This is a genomic window from Ekhidna sp. (assembly GCF_039940915.1).
Taxonomy (GTDB): Bacteria; Bacteroidota; Bacteroidia; order Cytophagales; family Cyclobacteriaceae; genus Ekhidna.
In genome coordinates, this window is sequence record NZ_JBDVFO010000001.1 from 324,435 (window position 1) to 338,526 (window position 14,092).

Consider the following 14,092-nt stretch of genomic DNA (forward strand, 5'->3'; position numbering starts at 1 on the left):
TTGTGAATAAATCTTTATTGAAGCCTCTGAAAGGGCTGTTCCTCATTTGCCTGCTGGTAATGCTATGGTCTTACCAATCGGGGTTCAACAATTCCATCCAGTGGGAAGTAACTACTCTAGGGGAAGTCATCGAATTTCCCGCCTGGGCACTCGAAACCGAATTGATGTCGCATGAGATAAAAGGCGAAAAGTATCTTTTAAGTGAACAATATTCGGGAGGAGATATTGCCCGCACTCTTTGGGTTGATATTCTTTTTCTTGGATTGATATGGTTTGGATTATGCATAGCCCTTGTCGCATCCACTTACTTAAAGAGATATGCTTTTTTTATAATTGTAGCATTATTCATTCTCCTTCTTAATAGACTCAATTTATTCGAAGTAGGACTATTTGGCATTCAAACCAAGCTCGTGGTTTTTATTCCTTCGATTATCCTGATAGCTCCGCTAGTCTTCTTTCATGAGTATAAAAAAACCACTCCCCTGCTCATTCGCCTTCTCGTTTTAGTCAGCTTAAGCGGACTGCTCCTGCTCGGTGTCAATGATGTGACCCTATTCACAGATCATGTTATCGCCAACTCACTTTTTAGCCTCACCATCTGTTCGCTCTTTTTTCTTTTCATCATCTCTGAAGAAATAGTCTTCAGTATTCTTTATGTCATTACATCTGGGAAAGGTGGGAAAAGCAACCACATACACTTTCTCCTCCTTTCACTCATTTACCTTGGGAATCTGACTTTGTATTACCTCAATAAATCCGGGTTGTATGAAAATAGCTTCTTCTTTTTTGACCCGTTTATTCTTTTGGCTATTTCCTGCCTTGTGAGTCTTTGGAGTCTACAGTTTAAGTCAGCCTTTTTGACTCAATACTTAAGTAAGTCCACATTATACCTGCTAACCTTCAGCCTGGGAATCGTAACTCTTGCATTTCTCGCACAGCAGATGTTTCGTGGTAATGACGCTGTGTATCAGTCCTTTCATTACTTTGTCCTTTACTTTCATATAGGATTCGGCGTTCTGTTCTTCTTGTACAGCATCGGCAACTTTATTGATCCTCTGATTAAAGGTTTTGAGGTACACAAGATTGTTTATAAAGAACGAAATTTTCCATATGCAAGTGCTCGTCTTGGCGGCTTCTTCGCTGTTCTCGCTTTTTATTTCTTAGCAGGTCAAGAACCATACAACTTGCTGAAAGCAGGCTACTACAACTACCTAGCTCAAGAAGCCCAAACAGAAGGAAACCCCTTATTAGCGAAAGAATATCTACTTCAGGCTAGCTACCTTGGATATAATACGCATTACGCAAATTATACGCTTGGCATGGAGGAGGCGAAAAAGAATGCCGAATATCCGGCAAAAACCTACTTCTATAGTGCTTCCCAACGTTTTGGATCACCTTATGCTCTGATCAATTACGGAAATATTGATCAAGAAATCAATGCGAATAAGGTCCAAGCTATCTATGAAGAGTCTTTAAGAAATGAAACCAGCGGAGAAGTGGAGAATAATCTCGGCGTTTTGCATATGCAAAAAGAAGAGTTTGGTAGAGCCTTGGATTATTTTGAAAAAGCGACCCCCATCGATGAATGGAATCATGCCCCCTTGGTTAACAAATGGAATGTGTTTAAGAAAATGGAATTGATTGACTCGAGCACCATCTTCAATGACTATACCAGTGGGAATTACGGAGTTAAAAGCAATATTTTAACCACGATGGTCTCGAAAGAGAACTTGCTTTTCGAGTATAATGAAATAGAAAAGTCAGCATACCTTCATCGCCATGCTTATTTATTAAACAGCTGCTACCTATTCGATCACGATTCTGTTGAGAGTCTCGTGAGGAAGGAGTTGAAAAAATCTTCTGATGGAATCTATAATGACAGGCTAAGAAAAGCGCTGGCAATCCACCTATATAACAAAGGTGAAGTAAACGAAGCTTTTATGATGTTTGACTATCTCCAAGCTAATACACATCAATATTACAAAGGGGAATACCTGGATGCGCTTGGTAAGCTGGCTCTGGACCAGCAAGCTTATTCGCTCGCACTTGAATTTTTTGATAAAGCACTGGAAGTAAAATACGCAAAATCCTTACTCAGTAGATTGGAGGTTTTTGCGAGAATGGATAAAAAAAGTGAAATTCCCAATGAGCTTCTTGATGCGCTGAGAAAAAATCCAGAATACACCGCAATATCAAATGACTTGCTAGAGAGGCTTAAGAATTACAAGATTCCAAAAACAAAAATTCTACCTGTGCCTGCCTTGGATAGTTTGTCAAATGAGGATTTGATAAAACTTGGAAGAATGAGCGCATTTCACACGGCACAGGTGCTCGCTGTTGTAGATGAGCTCAAAGAACGTGAAGCTTCAGGAGGATACGAGTTGCTTGTAGACGCCACAGAGATCAACCCATACAGTGCCACGTTGCTGAAGAAATATGCTTTGGTAGCTCTGGAATGGAATTTGGTAGACTATGCTGATCAGACGCTTATTCGATTAGCAAATCTCCTCTCGGAAGAAAGCTATCATTCGTTTGCTTCCGAGTACGCTATCCGCAAAAAGGAGTTAGAAAATACCTCCTGGTGAGTCATAAAAAAAGCCCCTTGATTGCTCAAGAGGCTTTTGATTTTATAAAACTATTCTTAGTTGGCAAACTTGAATAGAATGTTTTGAATCATCTTCTGGCGGACTGGCTTACCTCTCTGCTTACCTGGCTTCCATTTCGGAGATTCCTTTAACACTCTTACTGCTTCCTCATCACATCCTGCGCCTATTCCTTTCACCATTTTGATGTCAGTCAAAGTTCCATCTCTCTCCACAACAAACTGCACGAATACTCTACCCTCAATTCCCATACGCTGCGCTTGCCTAGGATACTTAAGTTCTTTTTTAAGGTATTCATAAAAAGCTGTTATTCCTCCAGGGAATGTAGCAGACTCTTCCACAATGGTGAAAATCTCATCTACATTTTCTTCTTCAGGCGCTTCTTCAAAAACTATTTCTTCTACAACAGTCTCCTCAGTAACCTCCACATCTAATTCAACTTCAATCTCCTCCTCAATTTCTTCCTCATCTGGAATTTCAATAATTTCCGGGATCTGAACTTTTGGAGGTGGGGGAGGTGGTTGCTCTGTCGGTGGAATGTCAATGATATCTTCGAAATCATCATCTACGTTGCCCAGATCCATCAGACCTGAATCATCATAAGTTCTCCATTCGAAAGCCAGAATAATAAGTAATAAACTAGCTGCCATTCCGATATTCAGGAACATTCCTGATTGTCTGGAAAGGTCTATTTTCGGATTTTTTTTAGGTTCCATATTCCTTCTTTTGTGAAGTTGAACATCAAATATATGTCCTTCATTTTTTATATACCAAAAGGACGAAGGTATTTACCGAATGAATGCAAAAAACATTCCAAAATTTCTTATCCTCCTACTTCAGCCTTATAATCTTCGGCAGAAATCAAGTGATCTCCCTGATCTGAAATTTTGATCTTAATCATCCAGCCATCACCATAAGGGTCAGAATTAACAATTTCTGGATTTGATTCTAATTCACCATTTACCTCGATCACCTCTCCGGATACCGGCATGAAAAGATCGGAAACAGTCTTCACAGCTTCAACGGTACCGAAAACTTCACCCACGTCAAGTGATTCGCCTTCTGTTTCCACTTCTACATAAACAATGTCTCCAAGCTCACCTTGAGCGAAATCGGTCACGCCAACGGTAGCTACATCACCTTCGATTTTAACCCATTCGTGATCTTTAGTATAATGTAAGTCTGATGGAATATTCATAAGTGTCTTTTTGTCTTAGATTTTATACGGGCGTCAAAAATAAAACTTCCATGCGAACTGATCCTACTGTGCTAGATCAAATCTTAGTTGAATTCCAAAAGTTGTGGTTGCTTGCTTATAGGAACTTAAAACTTTGGGGTCTGTAACATTTCTTTCCATGTAGAAAGTAAAGTTCAGCTGGTTATTGATCTTATATTCGACTGAAGGACGTATCTGCCATTGCAGATTACCATTCGTGATCGTGCTTTTGTCATTGATTTTGCGTTGCACAGTTTTACTATCTCTGACGGATGCGGCCACTCGCAATGTAAGATCATTTTCCAAAGTGAGGGTTCTCCCCTGCCAACGCCACGGTAGTTTAAAGCCAACTTTAGAATACCCCAGATCCATCGTAACATCGTTATTGGTAGTTTCTGTTACTTGTGCATTGGACATATTTAGTGCTAAGCTTCGGCTCTTTCTGAAATCCATTCGAGTCGAAATATTATTTTTTGTCCTAATATTGAAGCCAATTAAGGGGACAAACTGTTCGGAAATCATTACTTGATTGATGATATAGACTGGAACAAGTCTTCCCGTGCTATCATCCCGGGCAAGCGGATAATCCAGAATGTCATTTTGTAAGCCGATAAAATCTTCACCGTAGTTCAATGAATTGGTAAAGCTTGAAACGCTATAGGTTGAATTGTATCCGTGTGAAATGGTAATTGAAGAGAAAATTTCGGCCAATGCTGGAATATTTATTAGTCCGGTGTAATCAACGCGCCAGTTTGGCAATGGCATTTTGGGGAAAGGCGTCAAATCAGTGTTCTCTACACTCTTGCCAGAATACGCAGCAATGAATGCAGGTATCAAAACATCTTGAGAAAGAGTATCATAGTCTCCATTTGGATTGATTCTACTCAGCCGCTCTCTTACATCAATCAAATTTTGCTCAAACTGAGAGAATGCTTCTGATGAATTGTCAGCTGCATCTTTTTGAAAGGCTGTCTTAATGGATAGAAATGAAATTGCATAACTGCCGCTTCTAGAAGGAGTGAGTGTCTCAAATCCTCCTGTATTAGAATCAAAACGAAAAATCTCCTGATATTGATTGTTGAGTCCACGATTCCAGTTTAATTGAATCCTAAGGTCTTTTGCAGGTTGCAAATCGGCCTGAATATCAATGTCCGTACCAAATGTTTGTTGAAAAGGAGAATTCAGGTTTTCATTCCTCACAATCCATCCATTATCAGCAGCCTTCTGTTTGATTCCCGGATCTTGACTTCCCAAGATAAATCCTATCCCTGGCGCATTAAATCCACTATCCAATCCAAACAAAAAAGCATTGGGCTTAAATCCGGAAAGGGAGGTACTTTCATTGATATTATAAGTTCCATTTACGGATTTTAGCATCATTAAAAACCGCAGCGCTTGGTTGCCAGGACCTACAGATTCATCTTTCGCCGGAGGTGTATTCGCGTTTTTTAAGAAGGTGACTTTATCATAAATTTTGTTCATGTCTACCTTCGCCGTTAATCCAATGGTGCGTTGGTTGTCAATAAAATTTCCAAAAAACAGTTCATCATTTTCAAGGCTAACCGTATCGCTACGCGTTCGATTAATGGCTCCAGCAATCCAGCCATACCCTACGGAATATCTCGCATCAGATGAGAGCCAATCTGTAAAAGGGATTTTACTGAGTGGAAGCTTATAATTCAGCGCAATATTCTGATTGAAGTTCTTCATTCTTCCCAAAGAAAATATTTGATCCCATATGTACTTTCTCTCGAATCGGGTATCAATATCACCTTCAATTATTCCTTCCGGTTCGTCGATAACAGCATTGGCTGTTGCCTGGTAAGTCAAACCCAGACTTTGCGTAATATCCCATCTGAAATTATAATTTCTTGCAAAAGTGAACGTCTTTTCAAAGAGCGGATCTACGCCTTCCGTAGTTAGGTCATTGTTGTAGTATTGAGTCAATCGAAAATCCCTTCTCAGTGTGGTAGAGAATGAGAAATTGCTAGGTACGGGTGAAAAATTGAAGTCCTTTAATAAGGCTAAATAGGGCGAAGAGAGCTTCTCAGACTCACTAAATGGTTCAAAACTCCATGGTGCAGGCGTAAAATCATAGTCAACCCCACCACTGACTGTTTTTATGAAATAAAGAGCTCTGGTAGGCCCACTCGTTCGAGTATCGCTATAGGAATATCTAAACGAGAAATTTTCAATGTCATAAATCTTACTCCTGGACTCCTTATTTATTTTCTCTTTCCTGACTCCTAGGAAACTGATGTCTCTGGTAACTGATCTATCCTCTACTATTCGTCGATACCTTGCTCTTTCTGCGCTATTGTCAAGAGCCTCTAAAGAAGCTTCCAATGGTACGTCTGGGTCAAAAGGATCGAATTGTGGCGTACTTGTATTCTTAGAATAGCTCACATACATTGGGACGATAAGTCCCGTCTTATCTGGCCTCATGAATGTTTGCAAATTTAAATTGGCCGACACATCCCAAAATTTCACTTCCTCCCTACTTCTTTCTGAAATTCTATTTTGTATTCCTCCAAACCCGATAGACGTATACCCTGTCGAAGCTCGAATGGTACCTAAGTCTGCAAGTTTTGTGCTGAAAAAAGCTTTGGCAGCCCAACCTGCATTGCTATCAAAATCTGTAACTCTGAGTTCATTTGCCCAGATACACACAGATTTAGGAGAACTTGATTGGTCTCCCGGATTCTTTACTCCGATCATTAAAACTCTTACATCACTTATATCTGGTCTTCCTTTAATCGTAAATGTGTACTTACCATCATTGGACGGGACCGAGTACAGAATGCTTTCATCCAAATTGGCCCGATTCCTTTCAGACTTTATCCCCAATAGTTCCTTGATAGAAATATCAATTTCATTTTCAAGCGGCCACACTTGCCGTCTTACTTCATCTATACTCCCGGTGACATCTGGTGGAGTGATGGTGAGTGGCACCTCTACCTCATAGTAATTCTCATCAAAATCAGTTCCCAACCTCATGAAAGCCGTGACTTCATTGTCCAGCACCATATCGTTATTGAATGCCTCAGCATGAAAAAACATCTTCATTCTTCCATAATTGATCAGATCGTAGGATACGTTTTTAAATACAGCTCGCGCATCTTTATCATCCAGATCTTCTACACATATCTGGAGTGACTGCTCGTTTATTCTTCTATTCTGAGTTGTGGTATTGTCAATATCTCTATCCAAACCTGGTGGCAACACATACCTGACACCTCCAGTAGTACTTGTGCTATTTTCTTCAATATTTACTACAGACACTGAAAAATCAGAAGTTTCAATGTTTGGAATGGCATCTAGCCCCGGTTCATTCAACGCTCGATCAAACTTTCTCCATTGACTCCCAACCATCCTCATCTGAGCAAATCGTAAAACAACCGGCCTCCTCCAACCTGTTAAATACATCCGCACATATTTAATATTCTCGAAAGAAGGGTTTCCTTCCGGTCTCCCAGAATTCCGAATTGGAATTCGAAATAAATACCAGTTAGATTCTCCATTACCACTTTCAATCTGATCTACAATGTATTCATTAAGCTCAAGGTTTCCACCTTCAGGATTAACCGTCTGACTTTTAGGAGTTAGATCTATCCTATATTCAAAATATTCTTCAACGTCAGAGATGGTATTATCCTGATTTATATCTTCATTGTCTGGAAGGGTGGTTGACGCTGGAATGAAATTTCCTCCCCCTCCTCCAACGGGAGAGTTTCGCTCCATTCCATTCCAATTTTTATATCGTTCCACAATCTTCGCATCTGCTATATCGTATTCTCCATCCAAAATATAGCGAAAATTGTCTGCTGAAATATCTTCCTGAACATCAAGCACAATGCCATTTTCCTGCAATATCCGACTCTCTTCAGCATCCTTTAATCCATCAATTCCAACATCTTGATTCTCTCGAGCTCCTGGCGAATTTTCAAAGAAATTAGTTAAGTACTGATCAGTTGTAATTTGGCCCCAGGTACTGATTGGGCCAATTTCTCCATTGGCTGGCAATCCATTTTCAAACGCATGCCGATCATCAGGAGCAATATCCTCCGATACGCTTCCCAGATTGAGGTATAGTTGTCCTCCATCATTATCCGCACTGGCATTGCCATTTACTACACCATCTTTTACCACTCCATTGGGGCCGTTGATAAATGGATCCATCAACCAAAATTCTATATACTCAATGTTGGTTTTATTAAAATTTACTTCATTGGTTATGGCCCGAGTGACTCCTCCCCAATTCTGTTCTGGGTTTGGTAATCTGTTGTCAGAGTCTGTTGAGGGATTATAGTTGTATTGTCCCCTTTCCTCCGGGAAATACGCTACATCAAAGATCGGCTCATTAAAATTGACCAACGTCTGATCCCTCTGCCGGAAAATTTCTTGAGGAAGAACAGCTCTTTCGTAATGATTTTGCAGGTCTGTATCGGAAATATTTCCAGGCCTATTGTTTCCTCCCGCTCGATAAAAAATACTATTATCAACGGTATACCAAGCAATTTTGGCCTTGCGATAGTTATAGCTCAATCCAGAATTTCCACTTTGTGCCTCCGGAAAAACGATTGGCGTAGCAGCAAGCTTCCATGCCTGCCACCCCATGATATTGATTGGGGTAATTGCATTCTCGAAATCATCTATGTACGATGTACCCTCACCATTCACAATGTTGCTGGTGCCCGGAATAAGCTGTGCGAATTCAGCACTGAAGGTAACCGTAGATGTCGCCTTTGTATTTACCAATGGTAGCTTATCTACCATTTTTGTTAAGAACCTGGAATCATTTTGATAGTTTATATCAAATCCATACTTGGTGTTGCTTGTCGGCTCATTCCCGACAGCATATCTTGAAATTCCGCCAGGGCGCTCGTTCAGGTGAAGGATTGTAGCTCCAATGTTGAAATTGTCATTGAATCTATAATCTAGCCTAGCTCCTGTTAGGGTTCGGGTTTGAAAATTGAACAGATCTGCTTTTTCGTATGAAACCTGAAGGGTTTTACCAGAACTTAGTATCCCCTCGTTCAAGATTCTAACAGTCCCCAAGGTGTAGTCAACCGTATAATCAAGGCCTTCAGTTAGCGGTGTATTCCCCGCAGTTACAATAACAGATCCTTCAGCAATGTTAATCCCCGGTAGCGTAATCTCATTGGAAGCTCCCGAAGTGAGTTTACCGGAAATAACAAACTTATTCTTTGATGCATCTTGCTCAGCCGTCGCTTTTAAATCATCATATAATGCATCAAAAACATACTTGTCAATAAGCCTTCCTTCATCTGAATCGAATTGATCCCTTAATGTTTGTCCAAACGGTTCCAAAATTGGGAAGATTATGTTTCCATTTTGCGTATCTATCGTGATGCCCTGTATAAAATCAAAATTTCCATCCGGAGATCTATCCCCTGTGGGATTTAATCGATCTAAATTGAAAACCTGAATGAGCGGTCTATCCTTAAGCCTTCTTCCTTCATGAAGTGATGGATTATCCTGACCGGTGTTATCATCCCGATATATAACTCTTAGTTCAAATCCATCTTGTCCAACTTGAGCAGCATTGAGGTTATAGATGTTTTTCATCATTAAATCCCAGCTTGGAACGTCAGGGTTATTCCGGTTGGGGCGGAGCATTTTTAAGTAAATCACCTGATCATCAGATCGGCTTTGATAGTCCTCTGTTAACTCCCCAACTTTATAAGCAGCACCGTTGAACGTGTACTCATATGCGATCGCCAGTACCTCATCTCCCGCCAAACTTCTAGTAAGCGTGATATAGCCAAGCTCCCGATTGATTCGATACTCGGTTTCATCAAGTTTTCTGGCAGTTGTCACTTTCACAAAGTCTGTGGAACTCTCGAATGTTGGGAACGTGGATCGTAGATAGCTATCAACCGCATCTGCTGATTGCAATGTTAGGTTAGCAAATAAATCATTTGCAGGATTCCTTGTAGGGCCACCTCTACCACTTCCAACATTGGGCTCATCTGGCCGGTATATCACTGTTCCTTCACCCAAATCCATAAAGCCTACTATGTTTCGGGTGGTCTGGGTGTCATTATTCCTGTTTAGGACATACACTTCTGCCCTGGTTACATTTACCCCAGAAGTAATCTGAGGAAGTGCCGTAAGCCACTGCTCGTAATTATCTCTAAAGAAATGTCCTAAAAAGAAATGACGATTCTCTTCGTACTCTGAAGCTCGTACTTCAAATTCACGTCCTTGAAAACCGCTCTCAATTGTTAGCGTCTCGTTTCGGCCCCTCTGCTGAGAGAGTACTGTACTTACGTAAAGCTTCCCGAACTGCAGTTCGGTTTTAATACCAAAAAGTGACTGAGCACCATTCATGAGAGAATTTGTGACTGGCATACTTACATTACCAATTTCTATCTTTTTAATGATGTCTTCCTCATACCCAGTGTAAACCACCTTGAGGTTGTTTTGAAAATCGAAAGTGTTGTTATTGTCAAAATTTGCAGTGATTTCGAGTTTCTCTCCTACTTTCCCGACAACATTCATGCTTATCTGTTGATTGAAGTTGAACGCTCCATTTTTCTGTTGCCTCAAAGGGATTGCCGGATTATCTATCCGTTGAAACCGAGCACCAAAGTCTAGGTTTACAAATCCATTGGGCTGGATATCAACATAGCTTCCTCCAAAGATTCTATCAAAAACCGGACTGATAAACAATCGTGGAATTAAGCTACGCCCGCTTACTGCACTTTCACCATCTAGTCCAGCAGATCTTTCTTTAAAATATTCTCTATTGAGTTGGGAGTTATTGTATCTATTAAACTCATTGAATGTCATGAAAGACGCCGGTCTAAAATCCAACGATCCGATATTTTCATATACGGAGTAGGTGACACCAGCATCTTGAGCCGTGGTGTCTGGGTTGAACTGAACCTGCATGTCTAGTTGAGAGGGGTCCCTTAGAAAAAGAGGTGACCTGGAACTTCTAAATGAAAAAGGATTTCCAAATCTATAGCTCGGCTGAAATGTGGGTTTATTGCTTGGTTCATATGGCCCCACAGTATCGCTCTTAACTGTATCCTGTTCTTGCATGTACACAGCATTCGCAGGTAGCCAGCAGCTCAAAATAAGAATCGCAAAAAGGAATCGTATATGAAAATTTACTTTCAAAAAGAAGCTCTTAAGTTGTAGTTAGTAGTGTCGGTTTGGTTATGACCGCTTCAGCGCCTGTTTGATCAATTGTTCAAGTTTAATCTCATCACCATACTCTTTCAAAATCTTATCTACAGTTTTTTCTGCTGCTGATTTATTTATCCCCAAAGTTGTCAATGCTGATAACGCCTCAAAACGCAGTGTATTATCAAATCTAGGCTTAATTTCTACTGATTTATCGAGTAGTCCTTCTTTTTTCATTTTATCCTTCAACTCCAGGATAATACGCTGTGCAGTTTTACCTCCAATTCCTTTTACAGACTGAATGGTTTTTACATCCTCTTGCACAATTGCTGCCTGCAGTTCTTTTGCATCTAGAGAAGACAAAATCATAAGAGCTGTACTAGGTCCCACACCATTTATGGATAGTAAGTCTAGAAATCTCTTTTTCTCAGATTGCTCAAAAAAACCAAAAAGCGTGTGCGAATCTTCTTTTACATGAAGATAGGTTTGGATAAGAATATCTTCTTTATCCTTGACTTGTGCGTAAGTGATGAGGCTTATTTTCACTTCATATCCGACACCACCAACATCAATGACAAGATGGGTTGGATCTTTGAAGGCCAATCGACCTTTTAGGTAGGTAATCATAGCGGCAAAAATAGTTAGAATATTAAGCCTAACTGCTCTCACATAAAATGAGTCATTTTTGGTGCTCTTTTATGCAATAGATGCTCATATTCAAATGTATTGCCCCGTCTCCATACAGCTTGACAGGCATTTTTGACCTGATACCTTTGGAAATAGAGCATCAAGTAATTACAATCCTTCTCTATCGGCTACTCCTGCATCTACAACAGCAATTGCCACCATATTGTAAATTTCTTTTACCGAACTCCCCAGCTGCAAGACCTGCACAGACTTCTTCATTCCCATTAAGATCGGTCCAATCACTTCTGTCCCTCCTATTTCCATGAGTGTTTTATAGGCGATGTTGCCCGATTGTAAATCAGGGAATATCAAGGTGTTTACATTATGTCCTTTGAGGTCACTGAAGGGATACAGCTCTTCTAACAAATGCTTGTTCAAAGCTACATTGGCCTGTATTTCTCCATCGATAATCATCTCCGGCCATCGCTTCTTTGCAAGTTTCACTGCCTTTGACATTTTTTCAGGCACTTCTCCTTTCGCAGAGCCAAAGTTTGAAAATGAAAGTCCTGCCATTTTTGGTTCGTAATCGAAGAACCTGACCGCTCTATGTGTCAGTCCAATGATTTCCACCAACTCCTCAGCAGTTGGATTCATATTCACAGTAGTATCGGCAAAGAAATAATTCCCTCTTGGTGTATTCATAATATACATGCCTGCGACCTTGCTTACACCTTCTTCCATCCCTACAATTTGAAGTGCTGGAAGGACTGTTTTAGGGTAGTCATTTGATAGTCCGGAGATCAAAACATCAGCTTCTCCTTTCTCCACCATCATCATCCCAAAGTAGGTTCTGCTCGTCATGGCTTTTCTAGCCAAGTGCATGGTCATGCCTTTCCGTTGACGCTTACGCGTATATTCTTCGGCAAAGGCTTCCACTTTGTCCATGTGTTCACGAGGATCAATGATGTCGCAGTCTTTGATAGCTTCAAGCTCATGTTCTTCAATAAGTGCTTTTATCACTTCTTGTTTCCCCATCAAAATAGGTGTTCCAATTCCAGCATCCTTCGTCATCTGTGCTGCTTTCAGAATATTCACATGATCCGCTTCGGCGAAGACAACTTTTTTAGGGTTTTGACGTGCTCTATAAACAAAGCGAGAAATTAATCGCTGATCTATCCCAACTCGCTCCAGCAGGTCATTTTCATACTTTTTCCAATCCTTTATTTGAATTCGTGCAACTCCTGAATCCATCGCCGCTTTTGCCACAGCCGGAGAAATGGTAGTAATCAATCGAGGATCCATTGGCTTTGGAATCAAATATTCGCTACCGAATCTCATGCTCGACTTTCCATAGGCTTTCAATACAATATCAGGAACCTGTTCTTTTGCCAGCTCTGCAATTGCCTTCACGGCCGCTAGCTTCATTTCTTCATTTATTGCTGTGGATCTTACATCTAAAGCGCCTCTAAAGATGTAAGGAAAGCCAAGCACATTATTGACTTGATTGGGATGATCTGAGCGACCGGTTGCCATCAATACATCCTTTCTGGTCTTCATGGCTAAATCATATGCTATTTCCGGATCGGGATTTGCCAATGCAAATACAATTGGATTGTCCGCCATGGATTTAAGCATAGCAGGGGTCACAACGTCGGCGATCGAAAGACCAAGAAACATATCTGCTCCTTTTAGTGCTTGCTCCAGCGTATCAATTTTTTGACTTGTGGCGTACTTAGACTTTATCTCATCTAATCCTTTTCTACTTTCATTCAATATCCCTTTACTATCGGCCATCAGAATGTTTTCCTTTTTGGCACCTAAGGATACATACAAGTCAGTGCAGGCGATTGCTGCAGCACCTGCGCCACTGACCACAATTTTTAAGTCCTCAATTTTTTTCCCTAAAACCTCTAATGCATTAAGAAGTGCTGCACTTGATATAATGGCCGTCCCATGCTGATCATCATGCATGATTGGAATATTCATTTGCTTGCGCAACGTTTGCTCTATTTTGAAACTTTCAGGAGCTTTGATATCCTCGAGGTTAATACCCCCGAAAGTAGGCTCAAGGGACCTTACAATTTCAATGAACTTATCAGGATCCTCTTCATTTATCTCAATATCAAATACGTCGATTCCAGCGAATTTCTTAAAAAGGACACCCTTGCCTTCCATTACTGGCTTTGACGCTTCAGGCCCAATATTTCCCAATCCGAGTACAGCCGTCCCATTAGATATTACTCCTACAAGATTTCCCTTAGCGGTATATTTATAAACGTCTTCAGGGTTGTTGGCAATTTCTTTGCAAGGCTCTGCTACTCCAGGCGAGTAGGCCAAGGCCAAATCGTGCTGCGAACTCACCGATTTAGTCGAGTTCACCTCAATCTTCCCCGCCGGGTGGTTTGAGTGATATTCTAACGCCTCCTTAGGCCTAACTTTGGTTGTACTCATTCTCTAATGTTATCGTTGATGAACGGATTGCTCCGGCTTC

The 14,092-nt window shown here is 40.7% G+C and carries 6 protein-coding genes; 1 reads left to right on the forward strand and 5 read right to left on the reverse strand.

What is annotated here, in order from left to right; translation table 11 throughout:
• Positions 1-2: 2 nt before the first annotated feature.
• Positions 3-2,585, forward strand: a complete 2,583-nt coding sequence (locus ABJF57_RS01470) for a tetratricopeptide repeat protein (RefSeq protein WP_462231971.1) — start codon at positions 3-5, stop codon at positions 2,583-2,585.
• Between the two features lie 56 nt (positions 2,586-2,641).
• On the opposite strand, the gene ABJF57_RS01475 is transcribed toward ABJF57_RS01470, so the two are convergent.
• The 5 genes from ABJF57_RS01475 to ABJF57_RS01495 form a co-directional block, all read right to left on the reverse strand.
• Entirely contained in the window at positions 2,642-3,319 is a 678-nt protein-coding gene (locus ABJF57_RS01475) for an energy transducer TonB (protein WP_462231969.1), read from the reverse strand.
• A 107-nt stretch (positions 3,320-3,426) separates the two neighbouring features.
• Entirely contained in the window at positions 3,427-3,801 is a 375-nt protein-coding gene (gcvH, locus tag ABJF57_RS01480) for a glycine cleavage system protein GcvH (protein WP_462231967.1), read from the reverse strand.
• 63 nt (positions 3,802-3,864) lie between these two features.
• Positions 3,865-10,890, reverse strand: a complete 7,026-nt coding sequence (gene sov / locus ABJF57_RS01485; RefSeq protein ID WP_462231965.1) for a T9SS outer membrane translocon Sov/SprA — start codon at positions 10,888-10,890, stop codon at positions 3,865-3,867.
• Positions 10,891-11,007: 117 nt separating this feature from the next.
• Positions 11,008-11,601, reverse strand: a complete 594-nt coding sequence (gene ruvA / locus ABJF57_RS01490; RefSeq protein WP_462231963.1) for a Holliday junction branch migration protein RuvA — start codon at positions 11,599-11,601, stop codon at positions 11,008-11,010.
• A gap of 168 nt (positions 11,602-11,769) precedes the next feature.
• Positions 11,770-14,052, reverse strand: coding sequence for an NADP-dependent malic enzyme (locus ABJF57_RS01495; protein WP_462231961.1), 2,283 nt, complete (start codon positions 14,050-14,052; stop codon positions 11,770-11,772).
• Between the last annotated feature and the right edge of the window lie 40 nt (positions 14,053-14,092).

Excerpts from the sequence above, each read along its gene's own strand:
- gcvH (WP_462231967.1), bottom strand. The coding sequence starts at position 3,801 with ATGAATATTCCATCAGACTTACATTATACTAAAGATCACGAATGGGTT.
- ABJF57_RS01475 (WP_462231969.1), bottom strand. The coding sequence starts at position 3,319 with ATGGAACCTAAAAAAAATCCGAAAATAGACCTTTCCAGACAATCAGGA.
- ruvA (WP_462231963.1), bottom strand. The coding sequence starts at position 11,601 with ATGATTACCTACCTAAAAGGTCGATTGGCCTTCAAAGATCCAACCCAT.
- ABJF57_RS01495 (WP_462231961.1), bottom strand. The coding sequence starts at position 14,052 with ATGAGTACAACCAAAGTTAGGCCTAAGGAGGCGTTAGAATATCACTCA.
- sov (WP_462231965.1), bottom strand. The coding sequence starts at position 10,890 with ATGCAAGAACAGGATACAGTTAAGAGCGATACTGTGGGGCCATATGAA.